General features: G+C 69.6%; 22 protein-coding genes. 21 read left to right on the forward strand and 1 reads right to left on the reverse strand.

Annotation, left to right across the window (positions count from 1 at the left end; all coding sequences use genetic code 11):
* Positions 1–701: 701 nt before the first annotated feature.
* The 21 genes from thrB to ACFRFC_RS31740 all read left to right on the forward strand — a co-directional run bounded on the left by thrB (position 702) and on the right by ACFRFC_RS31740 (position 23,233).
* A complete protein-coding gene (thrB, locus tag ACFRFC_RS31640) occupies positions 702–1,658 on the forward strand; it encodes a homoserine kinase (protein WP_382685742.1) in 957 nt (318 codons plus the stop codon).
* A 423-nt stretch (positions 1,659–2,081) separates the two neighbouring features.
* Positions 2,082–4,178 (forward strand): transcription termination factor Rho, encoded by a 2,097-nt coding sequence (rho, locus tag ACFRFC_RS31645; protein ID WP_382685739.1) that lies wholly within the window; start codon positions 2,082–2,084, stop codon positions 4,176–4,178.
* A 116-nt stretch (positions 4,179–4,294) separates the two neighbouring features.
* Positions 4,295–6,115 (forward strand): trypsin-like serine protease, encoded by a 1,821-nt coding sequence (locus tag ACFRFC_RS31650; protein WP_382685737.1) that lies wholly within the window; start codon positions 4,295–4,297, stop codon positions 6,113–6,115.
* Between the two features lie 222 nt (positions 6,116–6,337).
* A complete protein-coding gene (locus tag ACFRFC_RS31655; protein ID WP_382685735.1) occupies positions 6,338–7,474 on the forward strand; it encodes an LCP family protein in 1,137 nt (378 codons plus the stop codon).
* Between the two features lie 271 nt (positions 7,475–7,745).
* A complete protein-coding gene (gene rpmE, locus ACFRFC_RS31660; protein ID WP_382685732.1) occupies positions 7,746–7,967 on the forward strand; it encodes a 50S ribosomal protein L31 in 222 nt (73 codons plus the stop codon).
* 108 nt (positions 7,968–8,075) lie between these two features.
* On the forward strand, positions 8,076–9,143 hold the full coding sequence (gene prfA / locus ACFRFC_RS31665) for a peptide chain release factor 1 (RefSeq protein WP_382685729.1): 1,068 nt from the start codon (positions 8,076–8,078) through the stop codon (positions 9,141–9,143).
* 83 nt (positions 9,144–9,226) lie between these two features.
* Positions 9,227–10,066: a peptide chain release factor N(5)-glutamine methyltransferase gene (gene prmC / locus ACFRFC_RS31670; protein ID WP_382685726.1), complete on the forward strand. Its 840-nt coding sequence runs from the start codon at positions 9,227–9,229 to the stop codon at positions 10,064–10,066.
* Positions 10,067–10,136: 70 nt separating this feature from the next.
* Positions 10,137–10,784: an L-threonylcarbamoyladenylate synthase gene (locus ACFRFC_RS31675; protein ID WP_382685723.1), complete on the forward strand. Its 648-nt coding sequence runs from the start codon at positions 10,137–10,139 to the stop codon at positions 10,782–10,784.
* Positions 10,781–11,461, forward strand: coding sequence for a protein-tyrosine-phosphatase (locus ACFRFC_RS31680; RefSeq protein ID WP_382685721.1), 681 nt, complete (start codon positions 10,781–10,783; stop codon positions 11,459–11,461). Before ACFRFC_RS31675 ends, ACFRFC_RS31680 begins: the two co-directional genes overlap by 4 nt.
* Before the next feature lie 117 nt (positions 11,462–11,578).
* Positions 11,579–12,817 carry a serine hydroxymethyltransferase gene (glyA, locus tag ACFRFC_RS31685; protein ID WP_382685718.1) on the forward strand — a complete coding sequence of 413 codons (1,239 nt, stop codon included), beginning with the start codon at positions 11,579–11,581 and terminating at the stop codon, positions 12,815–12,817.
* A 252-nt stretch (positions 12,818–13,069) separates the two neighbouring features.
* Positions 13,070–14,467 (forward strand): MraY family glycosyltransferase, encoded by a 1,398-nt coding sequence (locus ACFRFC_RS31690; RefSeq protein WP_382685715.1) that lies wholly within the window; start codon positions 13,070–13,072, stop codon positions 14,465–14,467.
* Between the two features lie 325 nt (positions 14,468–14,792).
* Positions 14,793–15,230, forward strand: coding sequence for a hypothetical protein (locus ACFRFC_RS31695; RefSeq protein ID WP_382685712.1), 438 nt, complete (start codon positions 14,793–14,795; stop codon positions 15,228–15,230).
* A 210-nt stretch (positions 15,231–15,440) separates the two neighbouring features.
* Positions 15,441–16,277, forward strand: coding sequence for a F0F1 ATP synthase subunit A (gene atpB, locus ACFRFC_RS31700; protein WP_382685794.1), 837 nt, complete (start codon positions 15,441–15,443; stop codon positions 16,275–16,277).
* An 87-nt stretch (positions 16,278–16,364) separates the two neighbouring features.
* The gene (atpE, locus tag ACFRFC_RS31705) at positions 16,365–16,595 is read left to right on the forward strand and encodes an ATP synthase F0 subunit C (protein ID WP_355740449.1); all 231 of its coding nucleotides are present in this window, start codon (positions 16,365–16,367) and stop codon (positions 16,593–16,595) included.
* A gap of 42 nt (positions 16,596–16,637) precedes the next feature.
* Positions 16,638–17,186 carry a F0F1 ATP synthase subunit B gene (locus ACFRFC_RS31710; RefSeq protein WP_382685708.1) on the forward strand — a complete coding sequence of 183 codons (549 nt, stop codon included), beginning with the start codon at positions 16,638–16,640 and terminating at the stop codon, positions 17,184–17,186.
* Entirely contained in the window at positions 17,183–17,998 is an 816-nt protein-coding gene (locus ACFRFC_RS31715; RefSeq protein WP_382685706.1) for a F0F1 ATP synthase subunit delta, read from the forward strand. Before ACFRFC_RS31710 ends, ACFRFC_RS31715 begins: the two co-directional genes overlap by 4 nt.
* A gap of 136 nt (positions 17,999–18,134) precedes the next feature.
* A complete protein-coding gene (atpA, locus tag ACFRFC_RS31720) occupies positions 18,135–19,724 on the forward strand; it encodes a F0F1 ATP synthase subunit alpha (protein WP_382685704.1) in 1,590 nt (529 codons plus the stop codon).
* A 21-nt stretch (positions 19,725–19,745) separates the two neighbouring features.
* The gene (locus ACFRFC_RS31725) at positions 19,746–20,663 is read left to right on the forward strand and encodes a F0F1 ATP synthase subunit gamma (protein ID WP_382685702.1); all 918 of its coding nucleotides are present in this window, start codon (positions 19,746–19,748) and stop codon (positions 20,661–20,663) included.
* Positions 20,663–22,099 (forward strand): F0F1 ATP synthase subunit beta, encoded by a 1,437-nt coding sequence (atpD, locus tag ACFRFC_RS31730; protein ID WP_382685700.1) that lies wholly within the window; start codon positions 20,663–20,665, stop codon positions 22,097–22,099. Before ACFRFC_RS31725 ends, atpD begins: the two co-directional genes overlap by 1 nt.
* Before the next feature lie 152 nt (positions 22,100–22,251).
* A complete protein-coding gene (locus ACFRFC_RS31735; RefSeq protein WP_382685698.1) occupies positions 22,252–22,626 on the forward strand; it encodes a F0F1 ATP synthase subunit epsilon in 375 nt (124 codons plus the stop codon).
* Positions 22,627–22,786: 160 nt separating this feature from the next.
* Entirely contained in the window at positions 22,787–23,233 is a 447-nt protein-coding gene (locus ACFRFC_RS31740; protein WP_382685695.1) for a DUF2550 domain-containing protein, read from the forward strand.
* Between the two features lie 92 nt (positions 23,234–23,325).
* On the opposite strand, the gene ACFRFC_RS31745 is transcribed toward ACFRFC_RS31740, so the two are convergent.
* Positions 23,326–25,140 (reverse strand): glycosyl hydrolase family 18 protein, encoded by a 1,815-nt coding sequence (locus ACFRFC_RS31745; RefSeq protein ID WP_382685692.1) that lies wholly within the window; start codon positions 25,138–25,140, stop codon positions 23,326–23,328.
* Positions 25,141–25,223 lie beyond the last annotated feature (83 nt).

The raw sequence follows: 25,223 nt of genomic DNA on the forward strand, positions 1-25,223 counted from the left end.
CGGTGCGCTGGTGACGGGAGGTCGTCTCCGGCGGCCCGTCCGGCGGCCGTGGCCCTTTTGAGGACCCGGCGTCGGCTTCATGGCGCAGCAGTCCGGGCCCTGGCCAGTGCGGAAGGGTTCCTTCTCTGCTCGGAGGGGCTGCCTGCCCCCGATGAGCGGGCGGTGCGCTGGTGACGGGAGGTCGTCTCCGGCGGCCCGTCCGGCGGCCGTGGCCCTTCCGGGAACCCGGCGTCGGCCCCGTGGCGCAGCCGTCCGGGCCCTGGCCCGTGCCGAAGGGTCCCTTCCGTGCCCGGAGAGGCTGCCCGGGCCCGCTGGTTGGGCGGTCTGACGGTGGCGCGAAAGTGCGCTCCGGCGGTCGCCGCCCTTGCCAGGACCCGGGCGCCGGCCCCGTAGCGCGGTCGTCCGGGGCGAGCCCCACGGGGCGTCGGCCGAGGGGCTTCCCCGCCAGGGGTGGCACGGGGGGCTTACGACACGCATCGTGCGCCTCCTGTGCGCCCTATGTCGCCCGGGAACCTTCCTTCGATAGGCTGTACTGAACCCGCCCGCCGCATATGCCGCGGTGCCGCGTCGTCTCCGCGGCCCGGCGCCCAGGCCGGCCGCCCGCCCATGGCGGTCAACGGCGGCCGAAGGGTTCGTCGTACGTCATCGAATGTCATCGAGTGTCTTCGACAATCACGCAGCTCAAGGAGAGTCATCGAGCGATGGCCGGTCCCGCATTCCGCGCCGCCGCCGTACGGGTGCGCGTCCCCGCCACCAGCGCCAACCTCGGTCCCGGCTTCGACGCCTTCGGACTGGCGCTGGGGCTCTACGACGACGTTGTCGTCCGGGTCGCCGACGCCGGGCTGCACGTCGATATCGCCGGCGAGGGCAGCGAGACCCTCCCGCGCGACGAGAGCCATCTGCTCGTACGGTCCCTGCGCACCGCCTTCGACGTACTGGGCGGACAGCCGCGCGGACTGGAGATCGTCTGCGCCAACCGCATCCCGCACGGCCGGGGGCTCGGCTCCTCCTCCGCCGCCATCTGCGCGGGCATCGTCGCCGCGCGCGCCGTGACCATAGGCGGCGAGTCCCGGCTCGACGACGCCGCGCTGCTGGAGCTGGCCACCGAGATCGAGGGCCACCCCGACAACGTCGCGGCGTGTCTGCTCGGCGGCTTCACCCTGTCCTGGCTGGAGGGCGGCGCCGCCCGCGCGATCAGGATGGAGCCCTCCGATTCCATCGTTCCGGTGGTTTTCGTGCCGGGTCGGCCGGTGCTCACCGAGACCGCCCGCGGACTCCTGCCACGCACCGTCCCGCACGTCGACGCCGCCACCAACGCGGGCCGGGCCGCCCTGCTCGTCGAGGCCCTCACCCGCCGCCCCGAACTGCTGCTGCCCGCCACCGAGGACCGGCTCCACCAGGAGTACCGAGCCCCGGCCATGCCCGAGAGCGCGGCGCTGGTCGAGCGGCTGCGGGCGGACGGCGTGCCCGCCGTCATCTCCGGCGCCGGACCCACCGTGATGGCGCTGGCCGGCCATGACACCGCCGACAAGGTCGAGGCCCTCGCCGGGGCCGACTGGGCCGCCAACCGGCTCAGCCTGGACCTGCAAGGAGCCTGTGTGCTGCCGCTCGCGACGACCGGCATCCCGGCGGCCGATCATGCCGCCGACACCGATTAGGGCCGATCAGAGCCGATCAGGCACGCGATTGCCGGATGTGGAGAGGGGGAATGTTTGTTGGATCCGGTAGTGTTAACCTCAAGTCTGCACCCGACCCCACCATGGCGAGGTGCCTCGTGTCCCCGTCCGGGACAGACATCCTTCCGGGAGCCCCCCAAGCCGCACTGTGTCTCGTACTTCGTATGCGGGCAGTACGCCGTACGCCGACACTGAGCGGGCCGGGCGGCACGCTCCGGAATTGGTGCGACCACGCCACGTGACACTGGATGCCACGGCCAGGGGAAGCGCCATCACCAGAAATCTCTTCCGCCTCTTTGGCGGACCACCGCCCCGGCGCGGTCCACTCGGAACGGACCGAAGCCGGACAGCACAACCGGTCGCCGAGCCAGACAGGCCGACGTCCGCTCCAGGGAAGGACCCTTCGTGAGCGACACCACCGATCTGATGGGCGCACGTGTCGAGGAGACCGCTGCCGCGCCCGCCACGGACGCCTCCGCGCCTGCCACCGGTGCCGGCTCCCGGCGGCGCCGTGGTACCGGCCTCGACGGCATGGTGCTGGCCGAGCTGCAACAGGTCGCATCCGGCCTCGGCATCAGGGGCACCGCGCGCATGCGCAAGAGCCAGCTGATCGAGGTCATCAAGGAGGCGCAGGCGTCCGGCGGGGCGGCCCCCAAGGCCGAGGCCACCGCCGAGACCAAGCCCAAGCGCCGCACCACCTCCAGGGCCCGTACGGGCGACCCCGCCGGCGAGGCCGACAAGCCCGCGGCGAAGAAGGCGGAGGCGAAGACCGAGGCCCCGGCCGAGCAGGCCGCGACCCAGCAGCAGATCGAGATCCCCGGCCAGCCCTCCAAGGCCGGCACCGAGCAGGGCGGCGCCGAGGAGGCCCCGGCCGAGCGCCGGCGCCGTCGGGCCACCGCCGAGGCGGGCAGCCCCGAGACGGTCACCGCCGAGGCCAGGACCGAGTCGCGGTCCGACACCGCGGCGACCCCCGTGACCCCGGTGAACGGCGCGCAGCAGCCGCAGGGCGACGCCGGTGACGGCGCCGAGGGCCGCCGCCGGGACCGCCGCGAGCGCGGCCGTGACCGCGACCGGGACCGGGACCGAAGTGACCGGGACCGCCGTAACAAGGGCGACGACCAGCAGGGCCAGGGCGGCCAGCAGCAGCGTCAGCAGGGCGGCGGCCAGAGTGGTCAGGGCGGCCAGGGTGGCCAGAGCAGCCAGGGTGGTCAGGGCGGGAACCGCCAGCAGCAGCAACAGCAGGACGACGACGACTTCGAGGGCGGCCGGCGTGGCCGCCGGGGCCGTTACCGGGACCGCCGGGGCCGGCGTGGCCGCGACGAGATCGGCGCGAGCAGCAACGAGCCGCAGATCGCCGACGACGACGTCCTGATCCCCGTCGCGGGCATCCTCGACATCCTCGACAACTACGCCTTCATCCGTACGTCGGGCTACCTGCCGGGGCCCAACGACGTGTACGTCTCCCTCGCCCAGGTCCGCAAGAACGGCCTGCGCAAGGGCGACCACGTCACCGGTGCCGTGCGCCAGCCCAAGGACGGCGAGCGGCGCGAGAAGTTCAACGCGCTGGTCCGGCTGGACTCGGTCAACGGCATGGCGCCCGAACACGGCCGCGGCCGACCGGAGTTCAACAAGCTGACCCCGCTGTACCCGCAGGACCGGCTGCGCCTGGAGACCGACCCGGGCGTGCTCACCACCCGGATCATCGACATGGTCTCGCCGATCGGCAAGGGCCAGCGCGGTCTGATCGTGGCCCCGCCGAAGACCGGCAAGACCATGATCATGCAGGCGGTCGCCAACGCGATCACGCACAACAACCCCGAGTGCCACCTGATGGTCGTCCTGGTCGACGAGCGTCCGGAAGAGGTCACCGACATGCAGCGGTCGGTCAAGGGCGAGGTCATCTCCTCGACCTTCGACCGCCCGGCCGAGGACCACACCACGGTCGCCGAGCTGGCCATCGAGCGGGCCAAGCGGCTGGTGGAGCTGGGGCACGACGTGGTCGTGCTGCTCGACTCCATCACGCGTCTGGGCCGTGCGTACAACCTCGCGGCGCCCGCCTCCGGCCGCATCCTCTCCGGTGGTGTCGACTCGACCGCGCTGTACCCGCCGAAGCGGTTCTTCGGTGCCGCCCGCAACATCGAGGACGGCGGCTCGCTGACCATCCTCGCCACCGCTCTGGTCGACACCGGGTCCCGCATGGACGAGGTGATCTTCGAGGAGTTCAAGGGCACCGGCAACATGGAGCTGAAGCTCGACCGGAAGCTCGCCGACAAGCGGATCTTCCCGGCGGTGGACGTCGACGCGTCCGGCACCCGTAAGGAAGAGATCCTGCTCGGCGGCGAGGAACTGGCCGTCGTATGGAAGCTGCGTCGGGTGCTGCACGCGCTGGACCAGCAGCAGGCGATCGAGCTGCTGCTGGACAAGATGAAGCAGACGAAGTCGAACATCGAGTTCCTGATGCAGATCCAGAAGACGACGCCGACGCCGGGGAACGGCGACTAGCCGCCCCCGCCCGCACGGCCCTGTGGTGGCCGCTCCCCTTCCCGGGAGCGGCCACCTTCTTTGTTATAAGATCTCCGCCTTCGAACTTCTTATCCCTAGGGGGGACTTGAGTGGATATGTCCATGTCTGCGGGGGGTGAAAAGCGGCACAGACGGCAGATACGGTTCGGCGTGTCCGCCATCGCCGCAGCGCTCGCCGCGGTGCTCGGGGCCGCGCTGCTGACCTCGTCCGCCGATGCCGCCACTCCGCTGCCGTCGCCCGGGGTGATACCCGGACCGACCACCGTGACGAGCGCGGAGCTGACCGACCGCGTCGCGGGCGCCCAGGCGGAGGACGACCTCGCCGGGCAGGGCAACAAGACGTCACTGAGCGGCGGCGTCACCGCCGGCAGCGCGGCCGGCGGCAAGGACGCGCAGATCATCGGTGGGGTCACCACCGGGATCACCTCCGCGCCCTGGATGGCACAGCTGTGGTACTTCGACGACCGCGGCACCACCGGCACCGCCGACGACATCGGCTTCTTCTGCGGCGGCGCGGTCGTCGCCCCCACGAAGATCCTCACCGCCGCGCACTGCGTCAAGGGCTACAACTGGTACGCGAACGGCGCCGTCGTCACCGGCACCGCCCGGCTGCCCTCCGACAACGGCTCCGGCGGCACCGACCTGCACGGCGGCACGGTCACCCTGCCGCTGCGCCAGTGGCAGCACCCCTCGTACAAGGCGACGACGCTCGACAACGACATCGCCGTCATCACCCTGGACGTCCCGGTCAAGGCCACGCCGATCAAGATGACGACGGCCGGGGACAGCGCCTCGTACGCCGCCGGGACCAGTGCCAAGGTGTACGGCTGGGGCCGGACCAGTTCCACCAGCGACGCGATCTCGCAGCAGCTGAGGACGGCGACCCTGCCGCTCCAGTCCGACACCACCTGCTCGCGCACCTACGGCTCGGAATTCGTCAAGGGGCACATGGTGTGCGCGGGCAAGCCCGCCACCGGCAGCAACAGCGGCACCACCACCGCCTGCAACGGCGACTCCGGCGGCCCGCTGGTGGTGAACAACCGGATCGTCGGTGTTGTCTCCTGGGGCGTGGAGGACTGCGTGACCAAGGGCGCCTACAGCGTCTTCTCCAAGGTCACCTCGTACGTCGGGGCGGTCTATCCGCGCATCGACGACACCAACATCAGCCGGGACAACCGGGCCGACATGTGGGTGCGCAAGTCGTCCAACAAGATCGGCTACGCCAAGGCATCCAAGGGCACCACCTTCGACGCGCGCGAGGAGTGGGGCAACTGGGACGGTGTGAACACGGTCCTCCAGACCGACCTCGACCGGGACGGCTTCCAGGACCTGGTCTACCGGCGTACCAGCGACGGCGATGTCTTCTGGACCCACTTCGTGCTCTCCACCGGCCAGTGGGCCACCAAGAAGCTCGCCGACAACTGGAAGACCCGCACCCAGATGGTCCTCCCCGGCGATGTCACCGGTGACTATCTGCCCGACCTGGTCTCGGTGGACTCCGCCGGCGTGCTGTGGATCTACCCCGGCAAGGGCAACGGCACCTTCGCCGCCCGGGTCAAGGTCGGCTCCGGCTGGAACCAGTACAACGTGGTCATCGGCCACGGCGACTTCACCGGCGACGGCCGCACCGACCTGATCGCCCGTGCCAGGACCGGCAGCGCCGTCTACCTCTACCAGGGCACCGGCAAGGCCGGCAGCGGGGCGTTCTCGGCGCGGGTGAAGGTGCGCACCTGGAGCGCCTTCAACGCCTTCGACGCGGTCGGTGACATCACCGGCGACGGCAAGGCCGACCTGCTGGCCCGCACTCCCGCCGGGAAGCTCTCCCTCTACAACGGCACCGGCAAGGCGACCAGCGAGATCTTCGCCACACCCATCGAGATCGGTACGGACTTCAAGCAGTACGACCTCTTCGGCTGAACCCGCAGGTGAGGGGGGTCACCCCCGCGCTACCTGGCGACACCCTGTGCCCATCGCCCCGGCGGTGGGCACAGCGCGTTGTGCAACCCTGTGCCGAGTTTCCCCGTCTGACCGTACGGAGCACGATGGATACGGGGTGAACCCGGCGCCGTCCGGGCCGCCCCACCAGCCCTGTCCGTCACCGCTGGGGGTACACCGACCGGACGAGAAGCCGAGGAGCACATGTCTGCCGAGAGCACGCCGGGCCCCGGCATACCGGGCCCATCCGGTTCCAGCGGTCCGCGTCACCGCGCCCGGGACAGCCGCCGCAAGAAGCGCGGCAAGCGCAGCAAGGGTGCGCTCGTCGCGGCCTGGACCGCGGTCGGGATCGTCCTTCTCGGCGGCGCCGGCGCGGGCTATGTCTTCCTCAAGCTCAACGGCAACCTCCAGAGCGTCGACATCGACCAGGCCCTCGGCTCCGACCGTCCCACCAAGGTCGACAACGGCTCGGAGAACATCCTGGTCCTCGGCTCGGACTCCCGCTCCGGCGACAACCAGGACCTGGGCGGCGGCGAGGACGACGGCAGCGCCCGCTCCGACACCGCGATGATCGTCCATGTGTACGAGGGCCATAAGACGGCCAGCGTGGTCTCCATCCCGCGCGACACCCTGATCGACCGCCCGGAGTGCACCGACACCGACGGCAACGCCTACCCGGCCGCGAGCGGCGTGATGTTCAATTCGGCGTACTCCACGGGCGGCGCCGCCTGCGCCGTGAAGACCGTCGAGACGCTGACCGGGATCCGGATGGACCACTATCTGGAGGTCGACTTCAGCGGCTTCGAGACGCTGATCGACGAACTCGGCGGGGTGGAGGTCACCACCACCGAGGCCATCAGCGACCCCGACAGCCATCTCGACCTCCCGGCCGGCACCCACCAGCTCACCGGCGAGCAGGCCCTCGCCCTGGTCCGCACCCGGCACGGCGTGGGCGACGGCTCCGACCTCGGCCGTATCCAGCTCCAGCAGGCGTTCATCAAGGCCCTGGTCGAGCAGGTCAAGAGCATCGGCCTGTTCACCAACCCCACGAAGCTCTACGCCCTCGCGGACACCGCCACCAAGTCGGTCACCACGGACTCCGACCTCGGTTCGGTGAACTCGCTGGTGGCCTGGGTCAACGGCCTCAAGTCCATCGACTCCTCCGGCATGGACATGGTCACCATGCCGGTCCAGTACGACCCGGCCAACCTCAACCGCGTCCTGCTCGACGAGACCAAGGCCGACCAGGTCTGGACCGCCCTCAAGGCGGACAAGCCGATCCCGAAGTCAGCAACAGAGGGCACGGCAACGGGCCAGGCAGACGGCGTGGTGACGTCGTAGCGCCGGGGACTGCCACGCCCCTAGGGGCGCGGGGCTGTATCGATGTGCGGCTCTGCCGCGTGGGCGCGACCAGCCACAACGCACCCGCACCCGCCCACGGCGATCCCCCCCCCACCCCCTCCCGCGCCCCCTCCCCACCCCCAGGAATAGAAGACACCAACCCCCGGTTTTGGGGGATGGCCCCAGTCCTGGCAGACTGGACCGTCGGCCCCGGTTCACGCTCCGCACTCCGCGGCAGCGACCCGGCGCCCTCCCGAAACTAGGAGACACCTTGAAGCGCGACATCCACCCCCAGTACGTCGAGACGCAGGTCAGCTGCACCTGTGGCGCGTCGTTCACCACCCGCAGCACCATCGAGTCCGGCACCGTCCGGGCCGAGGTCTGCTCCGAGTGCCACCCGTTCTACACGGGCAAGCAGAAGATCCTCGACACCGGTGGCCGTGTGGCCCGCTTCGAGGCCCGCTTCGGCAAGGCCGCCGGCTCCAAGAAGTAGCGAGCCCCACTTCGCCGGTCCACGGCCACGCCCCGACGAGGGCGTGCCGGGACCGGCGTTTTTGGTCGCCCCGCCCTTCACCGTCGTACCGCACACAGGAGCCAGAAGATGTTCGAGGCCGTCGAGGAGCTGGTCGGCGAGCACGCCGACCTGGAGACCAGGCTCGCGGACCCCTCGGTCCACGCCGACCAGGCCAACGCGCGCAAGCTGAACAAGCGCTACGCCGAGCTGACCCCGATCGTCGCCACGTACCGCTCCTGGAAGGCGTCCGGTGACGACATCGACACCGCGCGTGAGCTGGGTGCCGACGACCCCGACTTCGCCGCCGAGGTCAAGGAGCTGGAGAAGCAGCGCGAGGAGCTGACCGAGAAGCTGCGGCTGCTGCTGGTCCCGCGCGACCCCAGCGACGACAAGGACGTGATCCTGGAGGTCAAGGCGGGCGCCGGAGGCGACGAGTCCGCGCTGTTCGCCGGGGACCTGCTGCGGATGTATCTGCGCTACGCCGAGCGCGTCGGCTGGAAGACCGAGATCATCGACGCCACCGAGTCCGAGCTGGGCGGCTACAAGGACGTCCAGGTCGCGGTGAAGACCCGCGGGCAGACCGAATCCGGGCACGGCGTGTGGGCGCGGCTGAAGTACGAGGGCGGGGTGCACCGGGTGCAGCGGGTGCCGGCCACCGAGTCGCAGGGCCGCATCCACACCTCCGCCGCCGGTGTGCTGGTCACGCCGGAGGCCGAGGAGGTGGACGTGGAGATCAACCCGAGCGATCTGCGGATCGACGTCTACCGCTCCTCCGGGCCCGGCGGCCAGTCCGTCAACACCACCGACTCCGCCGTACGCATCACCCACGTCCCGACCGGAGTGGTCGCCTCCTGCCAGAACGAGAAGAGCCAGCTCCAGAACAAGGAGCAGGCGATGCGTATCCTGCGCTCCAGGCTGCTCGCCGCGGCACAGGAGGAGGCGGAGAAGGAGGCCGCCGACGCCCGCCGCAGCCAGGTCCGTACCGTCGACCGCTCCGAGAAGATCCGTACGTACAACTTCCCGGAGAACCGGCTCTCGGACCACCGCGTCGGCTTCAAGGCGTACAACCTGGACCAGGTGCTCGACGGTGATCTCGACGCGGTGATCCAGGCGTGCGTCGACGCGGACTCGGCGGCGAAACTGGCAGCCGCGTAAGGCACAGGCACGGACGACCCAGTACGACACGGAGGACTTGCGTGCAGCAGTCATTTGGGGGGCGACCCCCGAGCCCCCGCAGCTTGCTGCTCGCGGAGGTGGCCCAGGCCACCCAGCGGCTGGCCGACGCCGGCGTGCCCTCGCCCCGTACCGACGCGGAGGAGCTGGCCGCGTTCGTGCACGGGGTGAAACGGGGCGCGCTGCACTCCGTCCAGGACGCGGACTTCGACGCCCGCTACTGGGAGGTCATCGCGCGCCGCGAACAGCGCGAGCCGCTCCAGCACATCACCGGCCTCGCCTACTTCCGCTATCTGGAGCTCCAGGTGGGGCCCGGGGTCTTCGTGCCCCGCCCGGAGACCGAGTCGGTGGTCGGCTGGGCCATAGACGCCGTACGGGCCATGGACGTCGTGGAGCCCTGCATCGTCGATCTGTGCACCGGCTCCGGCGCCATCGCCCTCGCCCTGGCCCAGGAGGTGCCCCGCTCCCGGGTGCACGCCGTGGAGCTGTCCGAGGACGCCCTGGTGTGGACCCGCAGGAACGTGGAGGGCTCCCGGGTCGAGCTGCGGCAGGGCAACGCCCTGGACGCCTTCCCCGACCTCGACGGACAGGTCGACCTGGTCGTCTCCAACCCGCCCTACATCCCGCTCACCGAGTGGGAGTACGTCGCCCCCGAGGCGCGCGACTACGATCCCGACCTCGCCCTGTTCTCCGGCGAGGACGGCCTCGACCTGATCCGCGGCCTGGAGCGGACCGCGTACCGGCTGCTGCGGCCCGGCGGGGTCGTGGTGATCGAGCACGCCGACACCCAGGGCGGCCAGGTGCCGTGGATCTTCACCGAGGAGCGCGGCTGGGCCGACGCCGCCGACCACCCCGACCTCAACAACCGCCCGCGCTTCGCCACCGCCCGCAAGGCGCTGCCGTGAGCATCCGCCAGACTTCATCCCAGCAGTTCGCGTACCTCGTGTACGACCGGTTCGAGGAGGCCCGCTAGACATGGCACGGCGATACGACACCAATGACGCGACCGACCGCGTGACCGGTCTGCGCGAGGCCGCGTCCGCCGTCCGCCGTGGCGAGCTGGTGGTCCTCCCCACCGACACCGTGTACGGCATCGGCGCCGACGCCTTCACCTCCGAGGCCGTCGCCGATCTGCTGGACGCCAAGGGCCGGGGCCGCAACATGCCCACCCCCGTCCTGATCGGCTCCCCGAACACCCTGCACGGCCTCGTCACCGACTTCTCCGAGCTGGCCTGGGAGCTGGTCGACGCGTTCTGGCCGGGCGCGCTCACCCTGGTCGCCAGGCACCAGCCGTCCCTCCAGTGGGACCTCGGCGACACCCGGGGCACGGTCGCGGTACGGATGCCGCTGCACCCGGTCGCCATCGAACTGCTCACCGAGGTCGGCCCGATGGCCGTCTCCTCCGCCAATCTCACCGGCCACCCGGCGCCGGAGGACTGCGACGCGGCCCAGCAGATGCTCGGCGACTCGGTCTCCGTCTACCTCGACGGCGGCCCCACCCCCGGCAACGTCCCCTCCTCCATCGTGGACGTCACCCGCCCGGTGCCGGTGCTGCTGCGCGAGGGCGCGCTCTCGCCCGAGGAGCTGCGCAAGGTCGTACCCGACCTTGAGGTGGCCAATTGACAGCCCCTGACGCGGGGCGTGGCATAGGCAACGGGGAACGTGCGGCGGAGATCACCACCACCTTCGTGGGGCTGCCGCGTGACAGCTTCCGGATCCTCCACGTCAGCACCGGCAATGTGTGCCGCTCGCCCATCACCGAGCGGCTGACCCGGCATTACGTGTCCCAGCGGCTCGGCATCCTGGGCGGTGGGCTGATCGTGGAGAGCGCGGGGACCTGGGGTCATGAAGGGGCGCCCATGGAGGCCAACGCCGAGGCGGTGCTGGCCGACTTCGGCGCGGACGCCTCCGGCTTCACCGGGCGCGAACTCCTCGACGAGCACGTCATCATGGCCGACCTGGTGCTCACCGCGACCCGCGACCACCGGGCGCAGGTGATCTCCATGGGGCACTCGGCGGGGCTGCGTACCTTCACGCTGAAGGAGTTCACCCGGCTGGTGAAGGCCATCGACCCGGCGACCCTGCCGTCCCTGGAGGACGGGCTGGTGGTGCGGGCCCGCGCCCTGGTCCGGGCCGCCGCCGCGCTGCGCGGATGGCTGCTGGCGCCCACCGCCGAGGCGGACGAGGTGTACGACCCGTACGGGGCGCCGCTGCCGTTCTTCCGGTCCATCGGGGACGAGATACATCAGGCGCTGGATCCGGCGATCACGGCGCTGACGGGGGTGGCGGCGCGGATGTAGGGCGCCCCGGGGGCGTCACGTGGGGTCCGTTTTCGCAGGCGGTCCAACCCATCAAGCGCCCCCCGCCCGCCCGGCCTACATTGGACGTACGTCCGGTGTCGACGTGCGGAGTGGATCATGATGGTCACCCACACCTCAGCGGCCGATCTGCTGCGGCGGCAGGACCCCGAGCTGGCGGATGTGCTGCTCGGGGAACTGGTGCGCCAGTCGACCACGCTTCAGCTGAACGCGGCCGAGAACTTCACCTCACCCGCCGTGCTGGCGGCGCTGGGCTCACCGCTGGCCAACAAGTACGCGGAGGGCTACCCGGGCGCCCGCCACCACGGCGGCTGCGAGATCGTCGACGTCGCGGAGCGCCTCGCGGTGGCCCGCGCGTGCGCGCTGTTCGGCGCCGAACACGCCAACGTCCAGTCCCACTCGGGCTCTTCGGCGGTGCTCGCCGCCTACGCGGCCCTGCTGCGCCCCGGCGACACCGTGCTCGCCCTCGGGCTGCCGTACGGCGGTCATCTCACCCATGGTTCACCGGCCAATTTCTCCGGGCGCTGGTTCGACTTCGTCGGCTACACCGTGGACGCGGAAAGCGGGCTCGTCGACCACGAGCATGTCCGGGCGCTGGCCCGGCTGCGGCGGCCCAAGGCGATCGTCTGCGGCTCCATCTCCTATCCCCGCCACTTCGACTACGCCCTCTTTCGGGAGATCGCCGACGAGGTGGGCGCCTATCTGATCGCCGACGCGGCCCATCCGATGGGGCTGGTCGCCGGGGGAGCGGCGCCGAATCCGGTGCCGTACGCCGATGTGGTGTGCGCGACCACGCACAAGGTGCTGCGCGGGCCGCGCGGCGGGATGATCCTGTGCGGGGCGGGGCTGGCCGAGCGGGTGGACCGGGCCGTCTTCCCGTTCACGCAGGGCGGGGCGCAGATGCACACCATCGCCGCGAAGGCGGTCGCGTTCGGCGAGGCGTCGACCCCGGCCTTCGCCGCGTACGCCCATCAGGTCGTCGCCAACGCCCGGGTGCTGGCCGCCGGGCTGGCCGCCGAGGGCCTCGCGGTCACCACGGGCGGCACGGACACGCATCTGATCACCGTCGACCCGGCCCCGCTCGGCGTCGACGGCCGGACCGCCCGGGGCCGGCTGGCCGCCGCCGGGATGGTGCTGGACTGCTGTGTCCTGCCGCACGGCAGCGCGCGCGGGCTGCGGCTTGGCACGGCGGCCCTCACCACGCAGGGGATGGGCGAGGCGGAGATGGCGCGGATCGCGGGGATGCTGGCGGGCGTGGTGCGGGGGAGTGCCGGCGGGGCACGGGTGCGGGAGGAGGTGCGGGAGCTGACCGCCGCGTTCCCGCCGTACCCGGGGTGAGCGGGGGTGGCGGGCGTGGCGGAGAGGGAACGTACCGGCTGATGGGCGCGGTGCCGGACACCTTCCCGGGGGCTCGTCCGTTACCACCGTGCACAGCGCACGCGGCAAGGTGTGTGCGGTGTGCACAGTGAAAGGCGACAACCCTGCACAGCAATACGTGCAACCATCGTCGCTACCCGGATGTCCCCACTCATATGCGTCCCTCGCTAGGGTGTGGGGCCTATATGGCCAGCGAGACCTGTGGGGAAGCCCGTGCGTGAATACCTGCTGACGCTCTGCATCACGGCCGCGGTGACGTACCTGCTGACAGGGCCGGTACGGAAGTTCGCGATCGTGGCCGGAGCGATGCCGGAGATCCGGGCCCGGGACGTGCACCGGGAACCGACCCCGCGGCTCGGCGGTATCGCCATGTTCTTCGGCCTGTGCGCGGGCCTGCTGGTCGCCGACCATCTCACCAACCTCAACGAGGTCTTCGAGAAGTCGAACGAGCCACGGGCGCTGCTGTCCGGCGCCGCGCTGATCTGGCTGATCGGTGTGCTGGACGACAAGTTCGAGATCGACGCCCTGATCAAGCTGGGCGGCCAGATGATCGCCGCCGGCGTCATGGTCATGCAGGGTCTGACGATCCTGTGGCTGCCGATCCCGGGCGTGGGCACCGTCGCGCTCACCCAGTGGCAGGGCACCCTGCTGACCGTCGCCCTGGTCGTGATCACCATCAACGCCGTCAACTTCGTGGACGGTCTTGACGGCCTGGCCGCCGGCATGGTGTGCATCGCGGCGGCGGCGTTCTTCATGTACGCCTACCGGATCTGGTACTCGTACGGCATCGAGGCCGCCGCCCCGGCCACGCTGTTCGCGGCGGTGCTGATGGGCATGTGCCTGGGCTTTCTGCCGCACAACATGCATCCGGCGCGGATCTTCATGGGGGACTCCGGGTCGATGCTGATCGGCCTGGTGCTGGCGGCCAGCGCGATCTCGGTGACCGGGCAGGTCGACCCGGACGTGATGAACCTGTTCTCCGGCTCGGAGCGCAACACCGTGCACCAGACGGTGCCGGTCTACATCCCGCTGCTGCTGCCGCTGACCATCATCGCCATCCCGGCCGCCGACCTGATCCTGGCGATCGTGCGGCGGACCTGGCGCGGTCAGTCGCCGTTCGCCGCGGACCGGGGGCATCTGCACCACCGGCTGCTGGAGATCGGCCACTCGCACAGCCGGTCCGTGCTGATCATGTACTTCTGGTCGGCGCTGATCGCCTTCGGGGCCCTCACCTACTCCGTGAACTCCGCGTCCATGTGGATTGTGCTCGCCGTCGTGGTACTGAGCGCGCTCGGTCTGCTGCTGCTCCTGCTGCCCCGGTTCACCCCGCGTGCCCCGCGCTGGGCCGAGTCCTTCGTGCCGCCGCGCTACCGGCGCCGCCGCCGCCCGGAGCCGGCGCTCCAGGAGGCCGGGGCCGGTGCGTCGTACGGCGTCGGGGCGGCGGAGGCCACCGAGGAGGAGACCGGGCAACTGGCGCCGGTGGTGGCCGGGGTGTCCGGGGCGGGCGGCTCGGCCGGCACCAGCGCCCGGGCGTCCGGGGTCAACGGGTCAACGGCGATGGGTGCCCGCGCACGGCTCCTGGACCGGCGCAAGGCAGGGTCGTCGCGCTGACGCCGGAGCTGACGCCGAAGGTAAGAATCTGACTAGAGCATTGCCAATTCATGGGGGAACCGGGCAGTGACGAAGCGGCCCAATATCAGACAAGTCACCGCCCGACCTGCACAGACGTGCACTTTCACTCTCATGTGTGACCGCGGGCACACCGGGCAGGTAAAGACCTCATCAAATAGTTTGTGATACCGTTCACGAGAACCCGGGATAGGGCCGAAGGACCGTAGTGCGACGGTCCATTGGCGGGAGTTTCCCTCTCAAACCCGGGACTACGCTCGTCCATGACGACACCCCTGCCCCACTGTGAAAAAGCGGAGTTGCCGCCATGCCGTCCAATGACGCCCGGATGCTGATCCACGCTGCCGCGCCCACGGCCGCCGTGGGTGCCGTCGCCGCCGCGGTCAGCGGAGTGATCGCCGGTGGCAAGGGAGCGGTCGGGGCCGGAGTGGCCGCACTGGTGACCATCCTCTTCATGGGCATCGGACTGCTGGTGCTCCAGCGCACCGCGAGGTCGCTTCCGCACCTGTTCCAGGCCATGGGTCTGATGCTCTACACGACACAGATCCTGCTGCTCTTCGTCTTCCTCGCCGTGTTCAAGGACACCACGCTGTTCAATCCGCGCTCGTTCGCGATCACACTCGTCGCGACCACCCTGGCGTGGATCGGCGCACAGACCTACGTACACATGAAGGCCAAGATCCTCTACGTCGAACCCGAACCCTCGACGGCCCCCAAGGCCGAGAAGACGGGCCCCTCGTCGTGAGGGGTAGGGCCGGGATAAGGACGCGTTCGACAAGCTGCTATCGTCCGGTGCCAACTGCGGCACAGCGGGCGCGGGCATCCAAGCTGACGCCTGTTCCATCGCGAGGCTGGACGCCGGACCGCCGCCCCCACCCAAGTAACACCAGTCCCGTGCCGAACCGCGGCCCTGTGCCGCGCCGACACAACGAGGTTGCCGTACCCATGCGCCACGCTGAAGGAGCCCGCGGTGAGTGCTGACCCGACGCAGGTGCTCGCCTTCGAGACCGACTGCCACATCTTCGCGGACTGTGGTTTCCCGGCTCCCGGCCTGCACTCGTTCCTGTTCGAGCCCATCTGGGGCGACGCGAACAGCAACCTGTACTTCAACAAGCCGATGCTGCTGGCACTGCTCAGCACGATCGTCGTGCTCGGGTTCTTCTGGGCCTCCTTCCGCAAGCCGAAGGTCGTCCCGGGCAAGCTCCAGATGGTCGCCGAGGCGGGCTACGACTTCATCCGCCGCGGCGTGGTCTACGAGACCATCGGCAAGAAGGAAGGAGAGAAGTACGTACCGCTCATCGTCTCCCTCTTCTTCTTCATCTGGGTGATGAACATCTGGGCCATCGTCCCGGTCGCCCAGTTCCCGGTCACCTCGATCATCGCTTACCCCGCCGCACTGGCCCTGATCGTCTATGTCCTGTGGGTCTCCCTGACCTTCAAGCGCCACGGTTTCGTCGGGGCGTTCAAGAACTTCACGGGCTACAACAAGGACCTCGGCGCGGTCCTGCCGCTGGCGATGGGCATCGAGCTCTTCTCGAACCTGCTGGTCCGCCCCTTCACCCACGCGGTTCGACTCTTCGCGAACATGTTCGCCGGTCATACCCTGCTGCTGCTGTTCACGATCGCCACCTGGTACCTGCTCAACGGTATCGGCATCGCCTACGCGGGTGTCTCTTTCATCATGGTCCTGGTGATGACGGCCTTCGAGCTGTTCGTCCAGGCCCTTCAGGCCTATGTGTTCGTCCTCCTGACCTGCACCTTCATCCAGGGCGCGCTCGCCGAGCACCACTGAGCGCGCAGCCCGGCCCACCCCTACAAAACCCCCGAGGCGTCCGGTGGCCAACCCCCACCGGTCCGTAAAGAAGAAGGAAGAACTGGCATGTCCCAGACCCTTGCCGCTGTCTCCGGCTCGCTCGGCTCGATCGGCTACGGCCTCGCCGCGATCGGCCCCGGCGTCGGCGTCGGCATCATCTTCGGTAACGGCACCCAGGCCCTCGCTCGTCAGCCCGAGGCGGCCGGTCTGATCCGCGCCAACCAGATCCTCGGCTTCGCCTTCTGTGAGGCGCTCGCCCTCATCGGTCTGGTCATGCCGTTCGTCTACGGCATCTGATCGTTCCGGCAACGACCAGTCCACTAGACGAAAGGCAATGACATGAGCCAGCTGCTCATTCTGGCGGCCGAGGGGGAGACGCAAAGCCCTCTTATCCCGCCGATCCCTGAGCTTGTCGTCGGCCTGCTCGCCTTCGTCATCGTCTTCGGCCTCCTCGCCAAGAAGCTCCTCCCGAACATCAACAAGGTTCTGGAAGAGCGCCGCGAGGCCATCGAGGGCGGTATCGAGAAGGCCGAGGCCGCCCAGACCGAGGCCCAGAGCGTCCTGGAGCAGTACAAGGCCCAGCTCGCCGAGGCCCGGCACGAGGCCGCGCGACTGCGCCAGGAGGCGCAGGAGCAGGGTGCCACGCTGATCGCCGAAATGCGTGCGGAAGGCCAGCGGCAGCGCGAGGAGATCGTCGCCGCCGGTCACACGCAGATCGAGGCCGACCGCAAGGCCGCCTCGTCCGCGCTGCGCCAGGACGTCGGCAAGCTCGCCACCGACCTGGCCGGCAAGCTCGTCGGTGAGTCCCTCGACGATCACGCCCGGCAGAGCCGCGTCATCGACCGCTTCCTCGACGAGCTTGAGGAGAAGGCCGAGGCGGCTCGATGAACGGCGCGAGCCGCGACGCCCTGGCAGCCGCACGTGAGCGACTCGACGCGCTGACGGACTCCACGTCCGTGGACGCCGGCCGGCTCGGCGACGAGCTGGCCTCCGTCACCGCGCTGCTCGACCGCGAGGTGTCGCTGCGTCGGGTCCTGACCGACCCGGCGCAGTCCGGTGAGGCCAAGGCCGAACTGGTCCAGCGCCTGCTCGGCGCCCAGGTCGGCGGCGAGACCGCAGACCTGGTGGCCGGCATGGTGCGGGCCCGCTGGTCGCGCTCGCGCGACCTGGTGGACGCGCTGGAGGAACTGGCGGACACCGCCGACCTCACCGCCGCCCAGCGGGCCGGCGCGCTCGACACCGTCGAGGACGAGCTGTTCCGGTTCGGCCGGATCGTCTCCTCCTCCACCGAGCTGCGCGCCGCGCTCACCGACCGCAAGGCCACCACCGCGGCCAAGACCGAGCTGCTGCGCGGTCTGCTCGGCGGCCGGGCGGACGCCGTGACCCGGCGGCTGGTGACGCGTCTGGTGACCGCGCCGCGGGGACGTAGCCTGGAGGCAGGGCTTGAACACCTGTCCAAGCTCGCCGCCGAGCGGCGGAACCGGATGGTCGCCGTCGTCACCTCGGCGGTGCCGCTGAGCGATCAGCAGAAGCAGCGACTGGGCCGGGCCCTGGCGGGGCTCTACGGCCGCCAGATGCACCTCAACCTCGACGTCGACCCCGAGGTCGTCGGCGGGATGCGGGTGCAGATCGGTGACGACGTCATCAACGGCTCCATCGCGGACCGTATCGAGGACGCCGCCCGCCGCCTGGCGGGCTGACCCACCGCCGCAACTGAACACGCACCACGCACCTACGGCCCATGTTGGGCCGTGCAGAGGATTCACCTCTTTCAGGGGGGAGTCCCCATCCCCCCAAGTGAAACTTCGGGCCCAACAAGGAGAGCAGGGAACCCAGATGGCGGAGCTCACGATCCGGCCGGAGGAGATCCGGGACGCACTGGAGACTTTCGTCCAGTCGTACCAGCCGGACGCGGCCTCGCGCGAGGAGGTCGGTACGGTCACCGTTGCCGGCGACGGTATCGCGAAGATCGAGGGCCTTCCCTCGGCCATGGCCAACGAACTGCTGAAGTTCGAGGACGGCACCCTCGGCCTCGCGCTCAACCTGGAAGAGCGCGAGATCGGTGCCGTCGTCCTCGGTGAGTTCAGCGGCATCGAGGAGGGCCAGCCGGTGCAGCGCACCGGTGAGGTGCTGTCCGTCGCCGTCGGCGAGGGCTACCTCGGCCGCGTTGTCGACCCGCTCGGCAACCCGATCGACGGCCTCGGCGAGATCGACACCGACGGCCGCCGCGCCCTTGAGCTGCAGGCCCCCACGGTCATGCAGCGCAAGTCGGTGCACGAGCCGATGGAGACCGGCTACAAGGCCGTCGACGCGATGACCCCGATCGGCCGCGGCCAGCGCCAGCTGATCATCGGTGACCGCCAGACCGGCAAGACCGCCCTGGCCATCGACACGATCATCAACCAGCGCGACAACTGGCGCTCGGGCGACCCCAAGAAGCAGGTCCGCTGCGTCTACGTCGCCATCGGGCAGAAGGGCTCGACCATCGCCTCCGTGCGGGGCGCCCTGGAAGACGCCGGCGCGCTGGAGTACACCACCATCGTCGCCGCCCCGGCGTCCGACCCGGCCGGCTTCAAGTACCTGGCGCCGTACACCGGCTCGGCCATCGGCCAGCACTGGATGTACCAGGGCAAGCACGTCCTGATCATCTTCGACGACCTCTCGAAGCAGGCCGACGCCTACCGCGCCGTGTCCCTGCTGCTGCGCCGCCCGCCGGGCCGTGAGGCCTACCCCGGCGACGTCTTCTACCTGCACTCCCGGCTGCTGGAGCGCTGCGCGAAGCTCTCCGACGACGAGGGCGCCGGCTCGATGACCGGTCTGCCGATCGTCGAGACCAAGGCCAACGACGTCTCGGCGTTCATCCCGACCAACGTCATCTCCATCACCGACGGACAGTGCTTCCTGGAGTCGGACCTGTTCAACGCCGGTCAGCGCCCCGCGCTGAACGTCGGTATCTCCGTCTCCCGGGTCGGTGGCTCCGCCCAGCACAAGGCGATGCGCCAGGTCTCCGGCCGGCTGCGCGTGGACCTCGCCCAGTTCCGTGAGCTGGAGGCGTTCGCCGCCTTCGGTTCCGACCTGGACGCCGCGTCGAAGTCGCAGCTGGAGCGCGGTCAGCGGCTGGTCGAGCTGCTCAAGCAGCCGCAGTACCAGCCGATGGCCACCGAGGACCAGGTCGTCTCCGTCTGGGCCGGCACCAACGGCAAGATGGACGAGGTTCCGGTCGTCGACGTGCGACGCTTCGAGAAGGAGCTGCTGGAGCACCTGCACCGCAAGGAGCAGGGCCTCATGACCTCCATCAAGGAGGGCGGCAAGATGTCGGACGACACCATCCAGGCGATCGACGAGGCGGTGGCCGAGTTCAAGAAGCAGTTCGAGACCTCGGACGGCAAGCTGCTCGGCGAGGACGCCCCGTCCGCCGCCAAGTGACGTAAGGAAGGGACCTGACTCATGGGAGCCCAGCTCCGGGTCTACAAGCGTCGCATCCGATCCGTCACCGCGACCAAGAAGATCACCAAGGCGATGGAGATGATCGCCGCCTCGCGCGTCGTCAAGGCGCAGCGCAAGGTGGCGGCCTCCACCCCGTACGCGAAGGAACTGACGCGTGCGGTCACGGCGGTCGGCACGGGGTCGAACACCAAGCACCCGCTGACCACCCAGGCCGAGACGGTCACCCGGTCCGCGGTGCTGCTGCTGACCAGCGACCGCGGTCTGGCCGGTGCCTTCAACTCCAACGCCATCAAGGCGGCGGAGCAGCTGACCGAGCGCCTGGAGCGCGAGGGCCGGCAGGTCGACACGTACATCGTCGGTCGGCGTGGTCTGGCTCACTACAACTTCCGTGAGCGCAAGGTCGCGGAGTCGTGGTCGGGCTTCACCGACGAGCCCACGTACGCGGACGCGAAGAAGGTCGCCGTTCCGCTGATCGAGGCCATCGAGCGGGACACGGAGGACGGCGGCGTGGACGAGATCCACATCGTCTACACCGAGTTCGTCTCGATGATGACGCAGTCGGCGGCCGACTCCCGTCTGCTGCCGCTCAGCCTTGAGGAGGTCGCGGAGGAGACGTCCACCAAGGGCGAGATCCTTCCGCTGTACGACTTCGAGCCGTCGGCGGAGGACGTCCTCGACGCCCTGCTGCCGCGCTACGTGGAAAGCCGTATCTACAACGCGCTGCTCCAGTCGGCCGCCTCCAAGCACGCCGCCACGCGGCGCGCGATGAAGTCGGCCACCGACAACGCGGGAGACCTCATCACGGCGCTCTCCCGACGTGCCAACGCGGCCCGACAGGCCGAAATCACCCAGGAAATCAGCGAGATCGTCGGTGGCACCGCAGCCCTGGCCGACGCGACCGCGGGGAGTGACAGGTAATGACGACGACAGTTGAGACGGCCGTTGCCACGGGCCGCGTCGCCCGGGTCATCGGCCCGGTCGTCGACGTGGAGTTCCCCGTCGACGCCATGCCGGAGATCTACAACGCCCTTCACGTCGAGGTGGCCGACCCGGCCAACGCCGGCGCGAAGAAGACGCTGACCCTGGAGGTCGCCCAGCACCTGGGTGACGGCCTGGTCCGCACCATCTCGATGCAGCCCACCGACGGTCTGGTCCGCCAGGCCCCGGTGACCGACACCGGCAAGGGCATCAGCGTCCCCGTCGGTGACTTCACCAAGGGCAAGGTGTTCAACACCCTCGGTGAGGTGCTCAACGCCGACGAGCAGTACGAGGGCGAGCGCTGGTCCATCCACCGCAAGGCCCCCGCGTTCGACCAGCTCGAGCCGAAGACCGAGATGTTCGAGACCGGTCTGAAGGTCGTCGACCTTCTCACCCCGTACGTCCGGGGCGGCAAGATCGGTCTGTTCGGTGGTGCCGGTGTCGGCAAGACCGTGCTGATCCAGGAAATGATCATGCGTGTCGCCAACCTCCACGAGGGCGTCTCCGTCTTCGCGGGCGTCGGTGAGCGCACCCGTGAGGGCAACGACCTCATCGCGGAGATGGAAGAGTCCGGCGTGCTGGACAAGACCGCCCTGGTCTTCGGCCAGATGGACGAGCCCCCGGGCACCCGTCTGCGGGTGGCACTGGCCGGTCTGACCATGGCGGAGTACTTCCGCGATGTGCAGAAGCAGGACGTGCTGTTCTTCATCGACAACATCTTCCGCTTCACCCAGGCCGGTTCCGAGGTCTCCACGCTGCTCGGCCGTATGCCGTCCGCGGTGGGTTACCAGCCGAACCTGGCCGACGAGATGGGTCAGCTCCAGGAGCGGATCACCTCGACGCGTGGTCACTCGATCACCTCGATGCAGGCGATCTACGTCCCCGCGGACGACCTGACCGACCCGGCCCCGGCCACCACCTTCGCCCACCTCGACGCGACGACGGTGCTCTCCCGTCCGATCTCCGAGAAGGGCATCTACCCGGCCGTGGACCCGCTGGACTCCACGTCCCGGATCCTGGACCCGCGCTACATCGCGCAGGAGCACTACGACGCCGCCATGCGCGTCAAGAACATCCTCCAGAAGTACAAGGACCTCCAGGACATCATCGCGATCCTCGGCATCGACGAGCTGGGCGAGGAGGACAAGCTCGTTGTCCACCGCGCCCGCCGGGTGGAGCGTTTCCTGTCCCAGAACACCCACGCCGCCAAGCAGTTCACCGGCGTCGACGGGTCGGACGTCCCGCTGGACGAGTCGATCGCGGCCTTCAACGCGATCTGCGACGGCGAGTACGACCACTTCCCGGAGCAGGCGTTCTTCATGTGCGGTGGCATCGAGGACCTGAAGAAGAACGCGAAGGACCTGGGCGTCTCCTGACGCCGGTTCACTCGTGAGCTGCGTGTGAATTACGTGTGAGTCGAGAGGGGCGGGGCGTGCCCGTACCGGGTGTGTCCGGCCCCTCTTTTCACTCCCCTTAGAATTGACCCAACACCCGGCAGGACGCCGGGTGGTGACCCGAGGAGCCTTCCATGGCTGCTGAGCTGCATGTCGCGCTGGTCGCGGCCGACCGAGAGGTCTGGTCCGGCGAGGCCAAGCTGGTCGTCGCGCGCACCACGTCCGGCGACATCGGCGTCATGCCCGGTCACCAGCCGCTGCTCGGTGTGCTGGAGTCGGGCCCGGTGACCATCCGTACGAGTGAGGGGGGAACGGTCGTCGCCGCGGTGCACGGCGGTTTCATCTCCTTCGCGGACGACAAGCTGTCGCTGCTGGCCGAGATCGCCGAACTGTCGGACGAGATCGATGTCCAGCGCGCCGAGCGGGCCCTGGAGCGCGCCAAGTCGGGGGACGACGCCTCCGCCGAACGGCGTGCCGAGGTCCGGCTGCGGGCGGCGCCCTCGCGCTGACCGGGGCACCTCCCGGGCCGACTAAGATCTGGGAGAGCGCCCGTGCCATGACGTCACTCAGCCGCGGCTGGGACCGGAGTGATCCGGTGCCGGTCGCGGCTGTGGCAGATATGGGTGTTTTTTCCGTTCCGTTACCTAGGAGACGAGGAGGTCGGTGCCGATGGTCCTCGCTCTGACTGTGTGCGGAATCGTCGTGGCCCTTGTGGTGGTGGGGCTGTTCGTCTTCGGTCTGCGCCGCAGACTCATCCAGCGGTCCGGCGGCACCTTCGACTGTTCGCTGCGCTGGGGGGTCCCCGAGCAGAGCGACACCAGCGGCAAGGGATGGGCGTACGGCATCGCCCGCTACAACGGTGACCGGATCGAGTGGTTCCGGGTCTTCTCCTACGCTCCCCGTCCGCGCCGCGTCCTGGAGCGCGCCTCGATCGAGGTGGCCGGGCGCCGGCTGCCCGAGGGCGAGGAGGAACTGGCACTGCTGTCCGACGCGGTGATCCTGACCTGTCTCCATCAGGGCACGCGCCTCGAACTCGCCATGAGCGAAGACGCGCTGACCGGATTTCTCGCGTGGCTTGAGGCAGCCCCGCCCGGTCAGCGCGTCAATGTCGCTTAGTTGCAGCCACAGCCACAGCCACAGCCTCAGCCTCAGCCTCAGCCTCAGCTACAGCTGTAGCTGGAACTACAGCTGCTGAAGCTGGATCGGTGTCACTGGAGGCCGTTGCTGATCGCGGTCACCAGTTCGCCGTTGGCGGTGTCTCCGCTGAACTCCCAGAAGAACGCGCCGCCCAGGCCCTGGCTCTTGGCCCAGGCCATCTTGCCCGCGATGGTCGCCGGGGTGTCGTAGGACCACCAGTTGTTACCGCAGTGCGCGTACGCCGTTCCGCCCACGGTGCCGGTGGCTGGGCAGGTGGTTTTCAGGACCTTGTAGTCCTGGTTGCCTGGTTCGATGCCGGTCGCCGCTCCGGTGGCCGTGCCGCCTGGCGCGGATTGGGTGACGCCGGTCCAGCCGCGGCCGTAGAAGCCGATGCCGAGGAGCAGCTTGTTGGCCGGGACGCCCTGGGCCTTCAGCTTGGCGATGGCCTCGGAGGAGGAGAAGCCCTGCTGCGGGATGCCCGGGTAGGGGGTGAGCGGGGAGTGCGGGGCGGTCGGGCCCTGCGCCGCCCAGGCGCCGAAGAAGTCGTACGTCATGACGTTGAGCCAGTCGGAGTAGACGGCTCCGCCCGCGTAGTCGGCCTTCTCGATCTTGCCGCCGGTGGAGGCGTCAGCGGTGATGGCGGCGGTGACCAGGTTGTTCGGGCCGAACCGGGCACGCATGGCCTGCTGCATGTTCTTGAAGGCCGCGGGGCCGGAGGTGTCGCAGGTCAGACCGCAGGCGTTCGGGTACTCCCAGTCCAGGTCGATGCCGTCGAAGACATCGGCCCAGCGCGGGTCCTCGACCAGGTTGTAGCAGGACTCGGCGAACGCGGTCGGGTTCTGCACGGCCTGGGTGAAGCCGCCGGACCAGGTCCAGCCGCCGAAGGACCACAGGATCTTGATGTGCGGGTACTTGGCCTTCAGCTGGCGCAGCTGGTTGAAGTTGCCGCGCAGCGGCTGGTCCCAGGTGTCGGCGACACCGGAGACGGAGTCGGCCGCGGTGTACGACTTCTCGATGGCCGCGTAGGAGTCACCCATCGTGCACTGTCCGTTCTGGACATTGCCGAAGGAGTAGTTGATGTGGGTGATCTTGGAGGCGCTGCCCGAGGTGTCCAGGTTCTTCACGTGGTAGTTGCGCCCGTAGACGCCCCACTCCGCGAAGTAGCCCAGGTTGATCTCGCCGGGCGGCGGGGGCGGGTCACCGCCGGTGGTGCGGACCGAGGCCGCGCCGCTGACCGGACCGGTCTGGTCGGCGGTGTCCCGGGCCTGGATCGTGTAGGAGTAGTCCGTACCGGCGGTCAGACCGGTGTCGGTGTAGGTGGTGCCGGTGACCGTGGCGACCACCGTGGAACCGCGCAGGATGTCGTAGTTCTTGACGCCGTTGTCGTCGGTGGCGGCACTCCAGGCGAGGTTCACCGAGGTGTTGGTGACCCCGGAGGTCGTGGGGGTGCCGGGGGCGGTCGGCGGGTTGTCGCCGGGGACCGTGGTGCCGTCACAACTGGCGCCGTTGAGCTTGCAGTTGGAGGGGGCGCCGGGGCCGGTGCCGTTGAAGCCGAAGGTGACCGAGGCGCCGGGGGCCAGGGTGCCGTTCCACGACTTGTTCTTGGCGGTCCAGTGGTTGCTGGCGCCGGTGATGTCGGCGTCCCAGCCGGTGCCGACGGTGGTGCCGGCGGGGAAGTCCCACTCGACGGTCCAGGAGCTGATGGTGGTGGTGCCCGTGTTCTTGACGGTCCACTTGCCCTCGAAGCCGCTGCCCCAGTCCTGGGGCTTGTTGAACGTGGCGGTCGCCGAGGTGGCGGCCTGGGCGGGGGAAGCGAGCCCCACCAGTCCCGCCAGCGGGAGCAGCAGGGCCGCGAGCCCTGCCGCCGCCTTGTGTCTGAAGCGCATTGCGAGCGCCTCCTTGGGAGTTGTCGGGGTGTGCCCGGAGTGTGCCCGCGCCTTGCCATGGGCATGGCGCAGTGAACGCGAGA

Origin of the sequence: Streptomyces sp. NPDC056734 (assembly GCF_042790455.1) — a bacterium.
Taxonomy (GTDB): domain Bacteria; phylum Actinomycetota; class Actinomycetes; order Streptomycetales; family Streptomycetaceae; genus Streptomyces.

Bases quoted from the DNA above. Each gene is read 5' to 3' on its own strand.
- ACFRFC_RS31695 (WP_382685712.1), top strand. From the start codon at position 14,793: ATGCCGTCCAATGACGCCCGGATGCTGATCCACGCTGCCGCGCCCACG.
- atpA (WP_382685704.1), top strand. From the start codon at position 18,135: ATGGCGGAGCTCACGATCCGGCCGGAGGAGATCCGGGACGCACTGGAG.
- ACFRFC_RS31740 (WP_382685695.1), top strand. From the start codon at position 22,787: ATGGTCCTCGCTCTGACTGTGTGCGGAATCGTCGTGGCCCTTGTGGTG.
- ACFRFC_RS31710 (WP_382685708.1), top strand. From the start codon at position 16,638: ATGAGCCAGCTGCTCATTCTGGCGGCCGAGGGGGAGACGCAAAGCCCT.
- prfA (WP_382685729.1), top strand. From the start codon at position 8,076: ATGTTCGAGGCCGTCGAGGAGCTGGTCGGCGAGCACGCCGACCTGGAG.
- ACFRFC_RS31735 (WP_382685698.1), top strand. From the start codon at position 22,252: ATGGCTGCTGAGCTGCATGTCGCGCTGGTCGCGGCCGACCGAGAGGTC.
- ACFRFC_RS31655 (WP_382685735.1), top strand. From the start codon at position 6,338: ATGTCTGCCGAGAGCACGCCGGGCCCCGGCATACCGGGCCCATCCGGT.
- ACFRFC_RS31675 (WP_382685723.1), top strand. From the start codon at position 10,137: ATGGCACGGCGATACGACACCAATGACGCGACCGACCGCGTGACCGGT.
- ACFRFC_RS31725 (WP_382685702.1), top strand. From the start codon at position 19,746: ATGGGAGCCCAGCTCCGGGTCTACAAGCGTCGCATCCGATCCGTCACC.
- ACFRFC_RS31715 (WP_382685706.1), top strand. From the start codon at position 17,183: ATGAACGGCGCGAGCCGCGACGCCCTGGCAGCCGCACGTGAGCGACTC.
- glyA (WP_382685718.1), top strand. From the start codon at position 11,579: ATGATGGTCACCCACACCTCAGCGGCCGATCTGCTGCGGCGGCAGGAC.
- atpD (WP_382685700.1), top strand. From the start codon at position 20,663: ATGACGACGACAGTTGAGACGGCCGTTGCCACGGGCCGCGTCGCCCGG.
- atpE (WP_355740449.1), top strand. From the start codon at position 16,365: ATGTCCCAGACCCTTGCCGCTGTCTCCGGCTCGCTCGGCTCGATCGGC.
- thrB (WP_382685742.1), top strand. From the start codon at position 702: ATGGCCGGTCCCGCATTCCGCGCCGCCGCCGTACGGGTGCGCGTCCCC.
- ACFRFC_RS31650 (WP_382685737.1), top strand. From the start codon at position 4,295: ATGTCCATGTCTGCGGGGGGTGAAAAGCGGCACAGACGGCAGATACGG.
- ACFRFC_RS31745 (WP_382685692.1), bottom strand. From the start codon at position 25,140: ATGCGCTTCAGACACAAGGCGGCGGCAGGGCTCGCGGCCCTGCTGCTC.